This is a genomic window from Billgrantia gudaonensis (assembly GCF_900100195.1).
GTDB lineage: Bacteria > Pseudomonadota > Gammaproteobacteria > Pseudomonadales > Halomonadaceae > Halomonas > Halomonas gudaonensis.
Genome location: NZ_FNES01000022.1, coordinates 1 through 15,981, shown reverse-complemented (window position 1 = coordinate 15,981; position 15,981 = coordinate 1). Strand labels below are relative to the sequence as shown.

17 protein-coding genes are annotated in these 15,981 nt (G+C 67.3%); 14 read left to right on the top strand and 3 right to left on the bottom strand.

All coding sequences use genetic code 11. The features are described from left to right. Positions 1-24: 24 nt before the first annotated feature. Positions 25-351 (bottom strand): rhodanese-like domain-containing protein, encoded by a 327-nt coding sequence (locus tag BLP96_RS18315; protein WP_089688987.1) that lies wholly within the window; start codon positions 349-351, stop codon positions 25-27. A gap of 220 nt (positions 352-571) precedes the next feature. On the opposite strand from BLP96_RS18315, the gene BLP96_RS18310 reads away from it, so the two are divergent. Then, on the top strand, positions 572-1,144 hold the full coding sequence (locus BLP96_RS18310) for a gamma-glutamylcyclotransferase (protein ID WP_089688986.1): 573 nt from the start codon (positions 572-574) through the stop codon (positions 1,142-1,144). Beyond that, entirely contained in the window at positions 1,144-1,926 is a 783-nt protein-coding gene (locus BLP96_RS18305; protein WP_089688985.1) for a sulfite exporter TauE/SafE family protein, read from the top strand. Before BLP96_RS18310 ends, BLP96_RS18305 begins: the two co-directional genes overlap by 1 nt. Positions 1,927-1,939: 13 nt before the next feature. On the opposite strand, the gene BLP96_RS18300 is transcribed toward BLP96_RS18305, so the two are convergent. Continuing rightward, the gene (locus BLP96_RS18300; RefSeq protein WP_089688984.1) at positions 1,940-2,701 is read right to left on the bottom strand and encodes a metallophosphoesterase; all 762 of its coding nucleotides are present in this window, start codon (positions 2,699-2,701) and stop codon (positions 1,940-1,942) included. Between the two features lie 260 nt (positions 2,702-2,961). Between BLP96_RS18300 and BLP96_RS18295 the strand changes: the two genes are divergently transcribed. The 12 genes from BLP96_RS18295 (at position 2,962) to BLP96_RS18240 (ending at position 15,692) form a co-directional block, all read left to right on the top strand. Further along, complete coding sequence (locus BLP96_RS18295; protein WP_089688983.1) at positions 2,962-3,675, top strand: GntR family transcriptional regulator; 714 nt, start codon at positions 2,962-2,964, stop codon at positions 3,673-3,675. A gap of 36 nt (positions 3,676-3,711) precedes the next feature. Further along, positions 3,712-4,929 carry a CaiB/BaiF CoA transferase family protein gene (locus tag BLP96_RS18290; RefSeq protein WP_089688982.1) on the top strand — a complete coding sequence of 406 codons (1,218 nt, stop codon included), beginning with the start codon at positions 3,712-3,714 and terminating at the stop codon, positions 4,927-4,929. A gap of 10 nt (positions 4,930-4,939) precedes the next feature. After that, positions 4,940-6,229: a TRAP transporter large permease gene (locus BLP96_RS18285; protein WP_089688981.1), complete on the top strand. Its 1,290-nt coding sequence runs from the start codon at positions 4,940-4,942 to the stop codon at positions 6,227-6,229. Positions 6,230-6,286: 57 nt separating this feature from the next. Beyond that, a complete protein-coding gene (locus tag BLP96_RS18280; protein WP_089688980.1) occupies positions 6,287-7,333 on the top strand; it encodes a TRAP transporter substrate-binding protein in 1,047 nt (348 codons plus the stop codon). Positions 7,334-7,343: 10 nt separating this feature from the next. After that, positions 7,344-7,862 carry a TRAP transporter small permease gene (locus tag BLP96_RS18275; RefSeq protein WP_089688979.1) on the top strand — a complete coding sequence of 173 codons (519 nt, stop codon included), beginning with the start codon at positions 7,344-7,346 and terminating at the stop codon, positions 7,860-7,862. Further along, entirely contained in the window at positions 7,855-9,816 is a 1,962-nt protein-coding gene (locus tag BLP96_RS18270; RefSeq protein ID WP_089688978.1) for an aconitate hydratase, read from the top strand. Before BLP96_RS18275 ends, BLP96_RS18270 begins: the two co-directional genes overlap by 8 nt. Continuing rightward, the gene (locus BLP96_RS18265) at positions 9,813-10,745 is read left to right on the top strand and encodes a hydroxymethylglutaryl-CoA lyase (protein WP_089688977.1); all 933 of its coding nucleotides are present in this window, start codon (positions 9,813-9,815) and stop codon (positions 10,743-10,745) included. Before BLP96_RS18270 ends, BLP96_RS18265 begins: the two co-directional genes overlap by 4 nt. A gap of 4 nt (positions 10,746-10,749) precedes the next feature. Next, the gene (locus BLP96_RS18260; RefSeq protein WP_089688976.1) at positions 10,750-11,925 is read left to right on the top strand and encodes an MFS transporter; all 1,176 of its coding nucleotides are present in this window, start codon (positions 10,750-10,752) and stop codon (positions 11,923-11,925) included. A gap of 165 nt (positions 11,926-12,090) precedes the next feature. After that, complete coding sequence (locus BLP96_RS18255) at positions 12,091-12,621, top strand: helix-turn-helix domain-containing protein (protein ID WP_089688975.1); 531 nt, start codon at positions 12,091-12,093, stop codon at positions 12,619-12,621. After that, positions 12,618-13,340, top strand: a complete 723-nt coding sequence (locus BLP96_RS18250; RefSeq protein WP_089688974.1) for an AzlC family ABC transporter permease — start codon at positions 12,618-12,620, stop codon at positions 13,338-13,340. Before BLP96_RS18255 ends, BLP96_RS18250 begins: the two co-directional genes overlap by 4 nt. Before the next feature lies 1 nt (position 13,341). Then, positions 13,342-13,680: an AzlD domain-containing protein gene (locus BLP96_RS18245; RefSeq protein ID WP_089688973.1), complete on the top strand. Its 339-nt coding sequence runs from the start codon at positions 13,342-13,344 to the stop codon at positions 13,678-13,680. A gap of 134 nt (positions 13,681-13,814) precedes the next feature. Continuing rightward, positions 13,815-15,692: a methyl-accepting chemotaxis protein gene (locus BLP96_RS18240; RefSeq protein WP_176761565.1), complete on the top strand. Its 1,878-nt coding sequence runs from the start codon at positions 13,815-13,817 to the stop codon at positions 15,690-15,692. 10 nt (positions 15,693-15,702) lie between these two features. Here BLP96_RS18240 and BLP96_RS18235 read toward each other — a convergent pair. Then, on the bottom strand, positions 15,703-15,981 hold a 279-nt coding region (locus BLP96_RS18235), incomplete at its 5' end, for an integrase core domain-containing protein (protein ID WP_143005138.1).

Below are 15,981 nucleotides of genomic sequence, written 5' to 3'. Positions count from 1 at the left end.
GGGGTGTCGTCGCCACGGTGTCGGTCAGGCTGCTTCGCGCTGTTCGAACCAGTCCTGGGTTCCGCCTTCGTAGTCGTAGACCTGCGTGAAACCGGCGTCTTCCAGCTTCCTGGCCGCCTTGGGGGAAGCGTCGCAATCGAAGTTGGCGCAGTAGACGACGACCTTGCGATCCTTGCTGCCGACGACCTCTTCGACTTTCTCGACGAAGTTCTCGTCCTTCGCAGGGATGTTGATCGACGTGCGGATGTGCCGCTCGTTGAACGCAGCGCGCGGCAGCACGTTGATGAGCACGAAATCGTCATGCTCGGTTTCGTTCATCACCTTGAGTTCATCGCGTGTGATCGCTTTCATGCACACCTCCTTGCCATGAGCGGCTCGGTCGGCGATCTGGCTCTCAACCCTCAGCGTAGAAGGCAAGCCATTATTTACAAAAGCATTTTCCTGCCTCTCATGAATTGAGACAGGCGTCTGTCGGCCGTGTTCCTGCCGCGTCGGCGATCATCCAGGTGCACTTATCGTCCCGGGACTGGCAAGATCACGGGTTCGACACGACCAACCCTAAGCCTTGACGATGACGCTCGATACCACCCACGACAATCGACGCCGGACCCATTTCAGCGGCCACGACGCCCTCTGGCTGTTCGGCTATGGCTCGCTGATCTGGAAGGCCGACTTCCCCTACCGGGAGCGGCGCCCTGCCCACATCCACGGCTGGGTGCGCCGCTTCTGGCAGGGCTCGCACGACCACCGCGGTACGCCGGAAGCACCGGGCCGCGTGGCGACCCTGGTGCGCCAACCCGGCGCGATCTGCCACGGCATGGCCTACCGCATCGCCCCCGAGGTACTCGCCCCGCTCGACGTGCGCGAGAAGAACGGCTACTTGCGCGAGATCGTTCGGCTGCACTTCGACGACGCCGAAAACGCCAGCGCGGAAGGAGTGGTGTATCTGGCCGGTCCCGACAACGCCGCCTTCCTCGGCGAGGCCCCGCTCGACGCCATCGCCGCGCAGATCGCGGCTTCCCACGGGCCCAGCGGCGCCAATCGCGACTACCTGCTCAACCTCGCTGCGGCCCTGAACGACCTCGGCGTGGAAGACGACCACGTCTTCGCCCTGGCCAACCGCCTCGACGGGGAAGCGTGCTGATGGGCGAACTCGAAACATGGCAATACCTGCTGATCGGGCTGATCTTCGTGTGGAGCGGCTTCGTGCGCACCAGCCTGGGGTTCGGCGGTGCCGTGCTGTCGCTGCCCTTCCTGCTGCTGGTGCATGACCGGCCGCTGGTCTTCCTGCCGCTCATCGCCGTGCATCTATTGATCTTCTCCAGCTGGATCGCCTGGCGCGGCCACCGCCAGCTGGTGGAAGACAGCGGTGGCAAAGCGCCTGCGGAAAGCAACATCGACTGGCGCTATCTGCTCAAGGCGATGAAGGTGATGATCGTGCCCAAGCTGATCGGCGTGGTCGGGCTGCTGACGCTGCCCAGCCACGTGATGACCAGCATCATCTTCGCCATCGTGATCGTCTATGCCATCGGCTACGTGCTGGACAAGCCCTTTCGCAGCAACAACCGCTACGTGGACGCCGTTCTGCTGGCACTGGGCGGCTACGTGAGCGGCACTTCGCTGATCGGTGCGCCGCTGATCGTCGCCGTCTTCGCCACCCACGTAGCGGCCCATCAGCTACGCGACACCCTGTTCGTGCTGTGGTTCATCCTGGTGCTGATCAAGATGGTGTCGTTCGTGGTCGCCGGCGTCGACCTGCAGCTCGTTCACCATCTGTGGCTGCTGCCGTGCGCCCTGATGGGACACCTGCTCGGCGAACGGGCCCATCGCTACATGGTGGCCAGTCGCACCAACCTCTACTTCCGGGTGCTCGGCGGCGTGCTGATCCTGGTGAGCGTGGTGGGGCTGCTCAGCCCGGCCGGCTGAACAGAACGCGGGCTCACACCTCGACCACCCGGTCGGCGACGAACAGCGGCGGTTCGAACTCGTCCGGGTAACCGCCGGGATTGGCCAGCACCCGGGTGCCGGCGATGTCGCGGTCTACCGGCTCGTGCACGTGACCATGGATCCACAGGTCCATCCGCCCCATGAGCTCGGGCAGGTGCGAGGCAAAGGCCGGCGACAACGAATCTCCCCGGTAGCGTGGCGGAATGCACAGCGCCAGGGGCGCATGATGGCTGATGACCACTCGGGGCCCCGCGAACGGCTCGGCCAGCTCGGCTTCGAGCCAGGCCCTGGCCTCGGCATGCAGGCGCCGGCTCTCCGCCGGGCTGAACACCTCGCCTTCGGGCTGCTCGACGATCTGGAAATCGGGCATCAGCCAGCGCGCCTGCGCCTCGGTGGCCAGCGGGTCATGATCGGGCTCGTCGGCGTAAAGGGCGAAGTCGGTCCACAGCGTGGTGCCATGAAAGCGCACGCCATTCAGCGTCAGCGAGCGGTTGTCGAGCAGGTGAATGCCCAAGCGCTGCGCCATCTCGGCCATTTCGCGACGCATCGCCGGCATCGAGGCGCCGTAGAACTCGTGATTGCCCGGCACGTACAGGATCGGCATCCCTCCGAAGCGCTCGACCGCCCAGGCAAATCCCTCGGCATGGCGATGGATGTCGCCCGCCAGAATCACGGCATCCGCGGCCACCTTGGGTAGCTCGCGCCCTTCCTCGAAGTATTCGAGATGCAGATCCGACAAGACCCAGAGTCTCACGACGAAGCTCCTTTTCCACTCACGGTATCAGGCTCAGCATGCCGGCTTCCGGTTCCGTCCGGAAGGGCGCGGCGACGATGTTTCATCCATGACTGCCCGTCGCGGCGATGTCGGCCGTACCCGCCGGTTCCGATTGTCGCGAGAACGAGGCCGGGAGCGTCACCTAATCAAAGTTGCATGCAATTTTAGACCAAAGTCGACTAATAACCGGCATATGCTCGCGTCTATAGTCCAAGTTGCATGCAATTCTAGAGGAAACGATGAATCAACCCACCTTCGCCGAGACGCCTCGCGTCGCAAGAACCGCCACCGCCGAGGTCCACAACGTGATCAAGCAGCGGATTCTCGACGGCCACTACCGAGCGCACGAATACGTTCGCGAGGCCAGCGTGGCCCGCGAGCTCGACGTGAGTCGCACTCCTGTGCGCGAGGCGCTGCGCGAGCTGGTCTCCGAGGGTTGGCTGGAGGCGATCCCGCACCACGGTGCACGGGTGGTGGCCTGGACGGAGAAGGACGCCCGCGAGGTCTTCGAGCTGCGCCTGGTGCTCGAGCCCATGGCCGTGAAACTGGCCAGCGAGCGCATGGACAACGTACGCCTGGCGCATCTCGAAGCCTTGGCCGGCCGCATGGAAGCGCTCGTCGAACGCATCGAGCGCGAGCCCGGCGTGCGCAACGAAATCGCCTTCCTCAATCACGACTTCCACCGCGAACTGATCACGGCCAGCGACAACCAGCGCCTGGTCGCCGTGCTCGATAGCGTGGTGCGCACCTCGGTGATCCGCCGCAACTTCGGCAACTACGACCTCACCAACCTGCGCCGCAGCATGCGCCATCACCGCGAGATGCTCGAGGCGATCGCCGCGGGCAGCCCCGAATGGGCCGCGAACGTGATGCGCGCCCACCTGCTGGCCGCCCAGGCCCTGCACGTCCGTTTTCCCGATTCCCCCGACGGCCCGGGGGCGTCTTCCGAATAATTCCAGACCGAATCAAAAAGAGGCAGCACAACAACAATGACTCCGTACGACAGCACATCCCCGACACCCCTCGACGACATTCGGGTCCTCGAGCTCGGCCAGTTGATCGCCGGCCCCTACTGCGGCCAGGTGCTGGCCGACTTCGGCGCCCAGGTGATCAAGGTCGAACCGCCCGGCAAGGGCGACGCCATGCGCCAATGGGGCGAGGCGGATCCCGACAGCGGCGAGCCGCTGTGGTGGAACGTCATCGGCCGCAACAAGCAGTCCATCACGCTCGACCTGCGCCAGCCGCGCGGCCAGGAGCTGCTTTGCGAGCTGGCCAGCCAGGCCGACGTGGTGATCGAGAACTTCCGCCCCGGCACCCTGGAGCGCTGGGGGCTGGACTACGACAGGCTGTCGCGTCACAACCCCGGTCTGGTGATGGTACGCGTCACCGGCTTCGGCCAGGACGGCCCCTACGCCTCGCGCGCCGGCTTCGCCTCGGTGTGCGAGGCCATGGGCGGGCTACGCTACCTGAGCGGCTATCCGGACCGCCCGCCGGTGCGGGTGGGCATCTCCATCGGCGATACCCTGGCCGGCCTGCATGCCGCCCTCGGCACCATGATGGCGCTGCATCAGCGCGACCGCAGCGGTCGCGGCCAGGTGGTCGACAGCACGATCTTCGAGTCGGTGCTGGCGATGATGGAAAACCTGATTCCCGAATATGCGCGGGCCGGCAAGATCCGCGAGCGCAGCGGCAGCTTTCTGCCCAAGATCGCCCCCTCCAACGCCTATCCGGCCCGCGACGGCCGCGACGTGATCATCGGTGCCAACCAGGACACGGTGTTCCGGCGCCTGTGCGAAGCGATGGGTCAGCCGCGCCTGGCCGACCACCCCGACTATGCCACCCACCGCGCCCGCGGCGAGAACCAGCAGGCCATCGACGATCTGGTCGCCGCCTGGACGCGCCAGCACGATGCCCAGCACATCGTCGACCTCCTGGCCGAGGCCGGGGTCCCCGCGGGGCTGGTCTACCGCGCCCCCGACATGCTCGACGACCCGCACTTCCGGGCTCGCGAATCGATCGTGGCGGTGCCCGACCATGCGGGGCGACCGCTGCCCATGCAGAACGTCTTCCCGCGGCTTTCCGACACGCCCGGGCGGGTGCGTCACGTGGGTCCGCGGCTGGGCGAGCACACCGAAAGCGTGCTCACCGGCTGGGTCGGCCTCAACGACGATGCCATCGACGCCCTGCGCGCCGACGGCGTGATCTGAGGAGGCTGCCATGGATCCCGTCATCGTTTTGATCATGCTGATCGCTTTGATCGCCATCGGCTTCCCGATCTTCCTGGCGCTGGGGCTTTCCGGCCTGCTCGGCCTGTACATGGCCCGCGGCTCGCTGGCCTTTTTCTTCGCGCCCTCCTCGCTGTTCGGTCAGCTCAACGCCTTCGAGCTGATCGCCCTGCCGCTGTTCATCCTGATGGGCAACTTCCTGGGCGCCACGCCGGTGGGCTCGAGCCTGTTCACCGCCGCGGTTCGCTGGCTCAACTGGCTGCGCGGCAGTCTGGCAATCTCCTCGGTGGGCGCCTCGGCGATGTTCGGCGCCGTCTCGGGCGTGAGCCTGGCCGGCGTCGCCGCCGTGGGCTCCATCGCCGTGCCGCAGATGCTCCAGCGTGGCTACAGCCGCTCGCTGGCCGCCGGTGCCGTGGTCAGCGCCGGTGCGCTGGCCATGCTGATCCCGCCCAGCGTGCCCTTCATCATCTATGGTGCGGTCTCCAGCGTCTCGGTGGCCGATCTGTTCATCGGCGGCATCGTGCCCGGCATCGTGCTGGCCCTGGCACTGTCGCTGTTCATCTATGTCCGCGTGCGTCTCAATCCAGACGAGGCACCGGCGAGCACGGAACGCTTCACCTGGAAGCAGCGCTGGGCGAGCCTGGCCAACATCTGGCACGCGGCGCTGCTGGTCGTGGCCGTGCTCGGCTCGATCTATTCGGGCCTGGCCACGCCCAGCGAGGCCGCCGGCATCGGCGCCGCCGGCGCCTTGCTGATCGCCACCCTGGTGTTCCGCAGCCTCAGCTGGCGCAAGTTCCTGGAAATACTGGCCACCACGGCGCGCATCAGCGGCGCCATCCTGCTGATCATCGGCTGCGCCAAGATCTTCGGCGACTACCTCAACATGGTGCGCGTGCCTCAGTTGCTCACCGAGGCGCTGACCGCCACCGGCCTGCCCGCCTGGGCGATTCTGCTGGCGGTGATGCTGCTGCTGATCCTGCTCGGCATGATCGTCGACGCCGTGTCGCTGATCGTGGTGACCACTCCCGTGCTGCTGCCGCTGATCGAGGCCCTGGGCTACGACCCGCTGTGGTTCGGCATCGTCATGGTGCTCAACCTGGAGATCGCCGTGGTCACCCCGCCGGTGGGGCTCAACCTCTATGCGTTGCGCGGAGTGTGCCCCGAGCTTTCGGTGGAAGAGATCATCAAGAGCGCGCTGCCCTTCGTGGCCGTGCAGTTCCTCGTGCTGATGCTGTTCGTGTTCATGCCCAGCCTCAGCCTGTGGTTGCCGGGGCAGATGTGACCCCGGTATTGCAACGTCGATGACGTGATTCGTCACAACAACAAACGGAGATTCACCATGACCCTCTCACGCCGCCAAGTTCTCAAGTACGGCACCTTCGCCACCGCCGGCGCCACCCTGTTCGGCACCCAGAGCCTGCTGATGCCGCACGCCCGCGCCGCCACCACCATGACCGGCGTCACCTACCTGCCGCCCTCCTACAAGGCGCTCACCTACGGCTCCAGCCGCTTCGTCGAGATGCTCCAGGAGAACGGCGGCGACGTGCTGTCAGTGGACTTCCATGACTCCGGCCAGCTGCTCAAGGCCGACGAGCAGCTGCCGGCACTGCGCGCGCGCAGCATCGACTTCATGTTCCACACCTTCTCCTACATCACCCGCTCGGTGCCCATCCTCGGGGTCACCGGCCTGCCCGGCGTGGTGGGCGAGCTCTATCGCCACCCGGAACGGTTGCGCCAGGGCAGCCCGCTGATGGAGCTCATCAACGAGGTGCTGGCCGAGGAGAACCTCTACCTGCTCACCTCCGGCGGTGGCATTCTCGAGCCGGAGTACATCTGGAGCACCGAGGAGAGTCCCATCCGCAGCCTCGACGAGGTGCGCGGCAAGAAGATTCGCATCGTCAGCTACGAAGCCACCCAGGCCATGGAAGCCTACGACGTGGGCGCCACGCGCATTCCCTCCTCGGAGACCTACATGGCGCTGCAGCGCGGCACCGTGGATGCCGGGGTCTTCAACATCTCCACGATCATCGGCCGCAGCCTCCAGGAGCAGCTGAAGTACTGCTACAAGCTGCCTCTGACCGGCTTCTCGGTGGCGCCCTTCATGCTGCGCGACACTTGGGACAACCTCGACGACGACGTCCGTGGCGTGCTGCAGCAGGCGGCCGACTGGTACGACGAGAACTTCATCAGCCACTGCAACAACGACATCTACCCCAACGAGTACTGGCCGCAGGTGGAAGAGGAAGGCGTCGAGATCATCGAACCCACCGAGGAGGATGTCGAGACCTTCAACGCCGGCGTTCAGGACATCTGGAACGAATGGCTCGGCGAAGTCGGCGAAGAGGTCGGCAACCGCGCCATCGACCTGGCCCTGGGCAAGGCATGAGGAGAGCGACATGACGGCAACTGCCATGCGCAGCTGGGACGGCCTGCTGGCCGTCCTGCGCTGGACGTCGATGGCGGTGCTGGCGTTCATGATGGCGTCGATCTGCTACGACGCCATCATGCGCTATGCCTTCTCGGCCCCGACCAGCTGGAGCCTGGAGATCAACTCCTTCCTGCTGGTCTACCTGGCCGTGATCGGCGCCGCCGAAGCCCAGCGCCACGACGCACATATCCGCATCACCTACTTCAAGGACCGGCTCCCGCCGCGCGTGCGCGCCGGCATCGATCTCGCCACCGGTGTGCTCGGCGTGGTGTTCTGCACCATCCTGGTGTGGCGGGGCGGCATCATGGCCCTGCAGGCCTTCGAGTTCGGCGAACGCGTGTCGAGTTCGCTGGGAACGCCCATGGTCTACCCCTACGCACTGCTGCCGATCGGCTTCGCCGCGCTCGGTCTGCAGTTTCTGATCGACGCTGCCTGCGCACTGATGGCGCTTCGCCACGGCCCCGACGAGGAGGCTAGCCATGGCTGACACCCTGAGCCACAAGCTGATCCGCGACCACCTGGTGGCCGGCGAGATGGTGCCGGGCCACGAGATCGCCCTGCGCATGGACCAGGCGCTTCTGCAGGACATCCTCGGCACCCTGGTAATGCTCGAGCTCGACGCCATGGGCCTCGACCGGGTACGCACCGCCCCCAGCGTGCAGTACATCGACCACACCCTACTGCAACCCGACAACATCAACGCCGACGCCCACCTGTTTCTCAAGAGCGCCTGCGAGCGCCTCGGCGTGTGGTACAGCGGTCCCGGCAACGGCATCAGCCACCCGGTGCACATGGAGCGCTTCGGCATCCCCGGCCACAGCCTGGTGGGCTGCGACAGCCACACCACCGCCGCCGGCGCCCTGGGCATGCTGGCCATCGGCGCCGGCGGCATCGAGGTGGCCATGGCCATGGCGGGCGAGCCGCTCTACCTGCCGATGCCCGAGATCGTCGGCGTGCACCTCGAGGGCGAGCTGCCCGAGTGGGTGAGCGCCAAGGACGTGATCCTCGAACTGCTGCGCCGCCACGGCGTGGCCGGCGCGAAGAACTGCATTCTCGAGTACCACGGCCCCGGACTTGCCGCCCTGGATGCCATGGACCGCCACGTGCTGGCCAACATGGGCACCGAAATGGGCGCCACCGCCAGCGTCTTCCCCAGCGACGCAGTGACCCGCGACTTCCTGCGCGCCCGCGGTCGCGAGACCGACTGGCGGCCACTGACGGCCGACCCCGGCTGCCGCTACGACCGCCACGAGAGCCTCGACCTCTCCACGCTGGAGCCGCTCATCGCCCTGCCCTCCAGCCCCGACAAGGTGGTACCGGTGGCCGAGGCGGCGGGCCAGCCCCTCTATCAGGCCTACATCGGATCCTCGGGCAACCCCGGCTATCGCGACTTCGCGGTGGTGGCCGAGATCGTCAAGGGCCGGCGCGTGGCCGACTCGGTCTCGCTGGACATCAACCCCTCCACTCGGCAGGTGCTGGCTGCGCTGATCGATGAAGGCCACCTCGCCGCGCTGGTGGAAGCCGGGGGGCGCCTGCACCAGCCGGGCTGCAACGGCTGCATCGGCATGGGCCAGGCCCCGGCAGCGGGCCGCAACAGCCTGCGCACCGTGCCGCGCAACTTCCCCGGGCGCTCCGGCACCCGCGAGGACAGCGTCTTCCTGTGCAGCCCGGAAACCGCCGCGGCTTCGGCGCTGACGGGCACGATCACCGACCCGCGAACTCTCGACATGCCCTGCCCGCGCGTGCGCGAGCCGGCTCGCATGGCGGTCAACGACGACTGGTTCGTGCCGCCGCTGCCGCCCGAGCGCGCCCGGCAGGTATCGCTGCTGGCCACCGACAATACCCCACCGCTGCCGGCATTGACGCCGCTGCCCGAGCGCATCGAAGCGCCGATCTTGCTCAAGACCGGCGACAACGTCTCCACCGACGACATCATGCCTGCCGGGGCCCGGGTGCTGCCGCTGTGGAGCAACGTCCACGCCTCGGCGGAACACACCTTCGAAGCGCTCGACCCGGACTACGTGGCGCGAGCCCGGGAGCGTGGAGAGGCAGGTCACGTCATCGTCGGCGGCGCCAACTACGGCCAAGGTTCCAGCCGCGAGAACGCCGCTCTGGTGCCGCGCCTGCTGGGTCTTCAGGTGGTGGTGGCCAAGAGCATCGCGCGCATTCACTGGCAGAACCTGCCCTGCTTCGGCGTGCTGCCGCTGACCTTCGCCGACCCGGCGGATTACGACCGCATCGAACGCGGCCGGACCCTCGTCATCGACGACCTGCCCGGCCAGCTGGCCGCCGGCGGCCGCATCCGCGCCACGCTCGACGGTAAACCCCTGGAACTGCTTCACCAGTTGAGCCCGCGTCAGGTGGCGATACTCTCCGCCGGCGGGGTGATCAACTGGCTGCGCGAGCGCAACGCGCCGCCCGCCAAGGAGAATGCCTCATGACAGCCCTGACGCCGCCCGAACGGGTGGCCATCGTGGAGGTCGCCCCCCGCGACGGCTTCCAGTCGATCCGCGACCCGCTGCCTACGGCCGACAAGCGACGCTGCATCGAGGCGTTGCTCGATGCCGGCGTGACGCGCCTGGAGATCGGCTCCTTCGTCAGCCCCAAGGCCATTGCGCAGATGGCCGACACCGGCGATCTGGTGGCGGCCTTCGCCGACCGCCCCGGGGTACGCCTCTCGGCGCTGGTACCCAACCTCAAGGGCGCCGAACTGGCACTCGCCCACGGCATCCGCGAGGTGGTCTACGTGGTCTCGGTGTCGGAATCGCACAACCGCAGCAACGTGCGGCGCAGCCCTGACGAATCGCTAGAGGATCTGGGCCGGGTGATCGAGCGCCTGCGCCAGACCGACGGCACCCGGTTGCGCCTCGACCTGGGCACCAGCTTCGACTGCCCCTTCGAGGGCACCGTCGCCTGGCAGTCGGTCGACCGCGTGCTCGGCAAGGCGCTCGAATTGGCCGGCGATCTGCCGCTGGAAGTGGCCTTGTGCGACACCACCGGGCGGGCCAGCCCCTACCAGGTGGCCGACCACTTCACCCGACTGCGCGAGCGCCACGTCCGCCCGGGGCTCGACTGGGCCTTCCACGGCCACGACACCTTCGGCATGGGCGTGGCCAACGCGCTGTTCGCCATCCACCACGGCGCCACGGCAGTGGACAGCGCCTGCGCGGGCCTGGGTGGCTGCCCCTTCGCGCCCGGCGCCACCGGCAACACCGCCACCGAGGACCTCATCCATGCCCTGCACGGCGGCGGGGTGGAAACCGGCATCGACCTGCCGACACTGCTCGAAGCCGCCGACCGGATCGCCGCCCTGCCCGGCGGCCAAACCGCCAGCCACCTGCGCCAGGTGCCCCGCGACCGAGTGAGCTGAGCCGGTGCCACTGATCGTTCTGCTGGCCACCACCCTGGTGCTGGCCTTCTCCTCGCTGGTGGCGCTGTTCCCGGCGGCCATCGCCCCGGCTCTCGCCGCGGCGCTGGGTGTCTCCTCGGCCACGGTGGGCCTGCAGGTCAGTCTGATCTTCGCCGGCGCCATGCTCTCCGCACTGGTGGGTGGGCCGCTCACCCGACGGCTCGGGCCGTGCCGTACCAGCCAACTTTCCCTCGCCCTGCTGGGCGGCGGCGCCGCGCTGCTGGCCATCCCCTCGCTGCCGCTCTTCGCGCTGGCCTCGCTGATCGCCGGGCTCGGCTACGGCATGACCAACCCCGCCGCTTCGGTGCTGCTGGTGCGCTTCACGCCCGCCGAGCGGCGCGGGTTGATCTTCTCGCTCAAGCAGGCCGGCGTACCGCTAGGCGGAGTGATCGCCGGCGCCAGCGCCCCGGCCCTTGCCCTGGCAGTGGGCTGGCAGGCCGGGCTGCTCACGCTCACCGCACTGGCGGCACTCGGCATCGCCGCCCTGCAACGCGCCCGCCCCGGCTGGGACGACCGGCGCGACCCGCGCACGCCCTGGCTGGCCACGCCCTTCGCCGGGCTGGCCGTGGTGTGGCGCCAGCGTTCGCTGCGCAACGTGGCGCTGCTCAGCCTGTGCTTCTCGGCGATCCAGCTCTCGGTTTCGGCCTTCACCGTGGCTCTGCTGGTGGAGGATCTGTCCTTCGGCCTGGTGGAGGCGGGGCTGGTGATGTCCGCCGTGCAGGTCAGCGGGGTGGTGGGGCGCATCGGTTGGGGCTGGGTGGGCGATCGACTCGGCGACCGTCTCACGGCGCTCGCCATCATCGCCTTCACCACCTCGGCCGGCGCTTTGCTGGTGGCCTTCATGACCCCGGCCTGGCCCGATCTTCTCGTCGCCACCCTGCTGTGCCTTCTGAGCCTCTCTTCGCTGGGCTGGAACGGCGTCTTCATGGCCGAGATCACCCAGCTCGCCCCGCCGGGCCGCATCGCCGACGCCGCCGGCGGCTGCCTGGTGTTCACCTACGGTGGCGTACTGCTTGGCCTGCCCGCGATCACCGCGCTGCACGGCCTCGTCGGCCGCTACACCATACTCTTCGCGCTGCTTGCCGGGGTCTCGCTGATCGGGCTGTGGCTGATTCACCAGACGCGCAATGCCCTAGCGTAGGAAACGACGGACCGGCCACTCGGCCCGGGTTCCAGAGATCGATGAGTACCACGCCGAGCCCCGCGCAGTCCTTCGCCGCGGAGGCACTCTCTTTTCACCACACCCTTGACGCGCCTCCGTTCCTTTAATAGAACGTTCGTTAAAAGGAACACTTCGAGGCACCCCATGGATACGCTCTCGCTCGGCACCCTCGGCCAGCACCTGCAGGCCCTGCGGCTCGAACGCGGCTGGTCGCTCTCGCAGCTGGCCGCCGCCGCCGGCATCGCCAAATCGAACCTGTCGCGGCTGGAACAGGGCAACGGCAACCCCACCCTGGATACCATCTGGCGGCTGGCGGTGCAGCTGGGCGTGCCCTTCGGCACCCTGGTGGCGCCGATCAGCGTGCCGCTGGGCGAGCACGGCGTGGAAGTTCGGCTGATCGACCAGGGCAAGGAATCCCCCCAGGTCGACGCCTACTGGATGCGCTGCGCGCCCCACACCCTGCGCCACGCCGAACCGCATACCCCTGGCGCCCGCGAGTCGCTCACCCTGATCAGCGGACGGCTGGAGGCCGGCCCCGAGGACGACCTGCACGAGCTGCGGCCCGGCGACAGCCTGACCTTCGCCGCCGACCGCCCGCACCGCTATCGCACCGATAACGCCTGGGCCACCCTGCTGCTCACCATCGTCTACACCCACGAAGGAGACGCACCATGAGCCAACAAGCGACTCGTTCTCTGCCTCGCCCCTGGCTTGCCGGGCTGCGCGAGGCCATTCCGCTGTTGGGCGGCTATGTGCCGGTGGCCATCTCCTTCGGGCTGATCGCCGTCCAGGCCGGCTTCAGCACCTGGGAAGCGCTGGCCATCTCGACGCTCGTCTATGCCGGGGCCTCGCAGTTCCTGTTCGTGGGCATGATCGCCGCGGGGTCGCCGCTATGGCTGGTGGTCGTCATGACCCTGCTGATCAACGTGCGCCACGTGGTCTACGCCCCCAACATCGCCCCCTGGCTGACCGCGAGCCGCGCCTGGCCCTGGCTGATGCACGGACTGACCGATCAGGTCTTCGCCCTGGCCCATACCCGCCTGCCGCAGTTGCCGGCGTCGCAGCGCCTCGGCTGGTTCACCGGCGCCGCGCTGCTCGCCTGGTTCAGCTGGATCGGCGGCACTGCGCTGGGCGCCGTGGCCGGCGAGGAGCTGACCCGACGCTGGCCCCTGCTCGGCGAGATCATGCCCTTCGCCCTGCCGGCCCTGTTCCTGGTGCTGCTGGCCCCGCGCTTCACCGATCGGCGCTGGTCGGTGGCACTGGGCAGCAGCATCGCCATCGCCCTACTGCTCACCGTGAACGGCCTCAGCAACGCCGCCATTCCCCTTGGCGCCGCCTGCGGGGCGCTGTGCTTCTACCTGGTGAAGCTCGACTCGACAACGCGAGGACGCTGACATGAGTACCGCTCTCTGGCTCGCCGTGCTGGCCTCGGCGCTGGGTACCCTGCTGATGCGAATGCTGCCGCTGCTGTGGATGCAGCGCCGCCTGGACAGATCCGACAGCGACGACGACCTCGATGCCATGCCCCAGTGGCTCGGCATTCTCGGCCCGCTGATGATCGCCGCCGTGCTGGGCACCTCCCTGGTGCCGACCACCGTCGATGCCACCTCCTGGCTCGCCACGGCCATTGGCGTGCTCGCCACCCTGGCCGTGTGGTGGCGGTTACGCTCGCTCGGCTGGCCGATCGCCGCCGGCGTGGCGGCCTATGGGGCGGTGGTGACGCTGCTGGGATGAGGCATCGCCCCGCCATTGGACGGCGCTAGCCATATCGCCCCTACAGTTTCTACTCACCTCGCCGATACCCCTCTGACCAAGTGGTCAACATCGACGCATCGCCCCTGACGATGCGCGAGCCTGAAGGGGGAACCGTGAGGAATCTAACCATTGCCCAAAAGCTGATGATCGGCATCAGCCTGTGCATGATCCTGATCGTTGGCGGCGCGACGGCCATTCAGTACCGGCTGTTCAGCGAGCTGATCACCGACCGAGTCACCCAAGACGAATTGCCGGCAACCCTGGAAAGCATTCGCAACGACATCGAAGCCAACTTGAGCGGGCCAATCACGACGGCCCAGAGCCTGGCGAACAATGGCTACCTGCATGAGTGGCTGGCCAGAGGAGAGTCGCGGGAAGATAGCGAGCGCGCCGTGGAGCACTTCGAACGGCTACAGCAACGCACCGGAGCCAACACCGTATTCTACGTGTCGGCGCTCAGCGGCAACTACTACACGGCCAATGGGATCGAGCGCACGCTGGACCGTGAAGAAGCCCCCTGGTTCTATCGCCTGGTCGACGACGCCGACAGCCCTGATTACACGCTGGATGTCGATTCGGACGGCGGAGAACTGAAGGTCTTCATCAACCACGTGATCGAATTCGACGGCGAACGCGTGGGGGTCGCGGGGGTCGGCTATACGCTCGACGCCATGGCCGAGACGATCAGCAACTATCAGTTGGGCGATACGGGCTCGGTGTTCCTGGCAAGCCAGGACGGCACGATCCGCGTTCACCCAGAGGGGGCCTCCATGGCCGGCCAGCCAGTAACGAACCTGCCGGGCTGGGAGACCCATGCCGCCGAGCTGCTGTCCGGAGACGGCTATCGTTACACCACGATCACCGACGAAAACGGCGACGAACAACTGGTCGCAGCGATCGAGGTACCGGGTACCGACTGGGTCGCCTTCGCACGGATACCGCGCAGCGAGCTGTTCGCCGATCTCAACCAGGCAGTACTGATGGTCATTTTGACGGTGGCGGCAATCGTGCTGGCAAGCCTGGCGGTGTTCGCACTGCTGCTGCGCGCTCTGTTTCGCCCCATTCGACGTACCGCCGATGCCATGGGCGAGATCGCCAAAGGCGACGGCGACCTGACGCTGCGACTGCCCGTGCAGGGCAAGGACGAAGCCAGCGAGCTCGCCATCCAGTTCAACGCCTTCGCCGACAAGATGCATGACGTGCTCGCACAGGTGAGAAGCAGCAGCGACGCCGTTCGGCATGCCGCCCAGGAGATCGCCAGCGGCGGACAGGACATGTCGCGACGCACCGACCAGGCGGCGTCCAGCCTGCAACAGACCTCAGCCTCTATCGAGCAGATCACCGGCACGGTGGAAAACACCTCGGCCTCGTCACGCGAGGCGAACCAGCTCTCGCAATCCGCCGTCCAGCTGGCACAGGGCACCGGCGACACCGTGACCCAGGTGGTCACGACGATGGGCGACATCCAGCACGCTTCCGAACGCATCGGCGACATCATCAAGGTCATGGACGATATCGCCTTCCAGACCAACCTGCTGGCGCTCAACGCCTCGGTGGAAGCGGCCCGCGCCGGCGAGAGCGGCAAAGGCTTCGCCGTGGTGGCCGGCGAGGTCCGCCAGCTCGCCACCCGCAGCGCCCAGGCCTCGCGGGACATTCGCGGCCTGATCGAGGCCTCCGGCGAAAAGGTCCAGGGCGGTACGCGCCTGGTGCGCGACGCCGGCAACGCCATGCACGAGCTCGTCGAGGTGGTGAACCGCGTGGCCGGCATGCTCGGAGAAATCAGCCACGCCACCACCGAGCAGAGCGACGGCATCGGTCAGGTCAACGTTGCCGTGGCCGAGCTCGACCGCATGACCCAGCAGAACGCCTCGCTGGCGGAAGAATCCACCTCAGCCGCCGAACAACTGCGCGAGCAAGCCGACCGCCTGGCGGAACTGGTGGGCAGCTTCAAGCTCAACGGAGTCTGTCAACATAGTTGGCATATGAAATAGTTCTGGCTCTTTAAAACCCTGCTGCCTGCGGCACTGGGTCCCGCTCGGGATTCAGGTGCACGATCTCAGGCAGGCTGAGCTTCCGGATGTCACCCGACCAGCGCTCCGGGTGACGCTGCTTCGCCGCCTCGAAGACCTCCCGGCGCTGGGCCAGGATGCCTTTGGCCTCGCCGTTATGACGCTGGCTCGGCGTGACGTAGCGAAGGGCGCTGTGCCGGTGCTCGTGGTTGTACCACTCGGTAAATTGCTGAACCCAGTCCTGAGCCTCGGCCAGGGTGGCGAAGCCGTC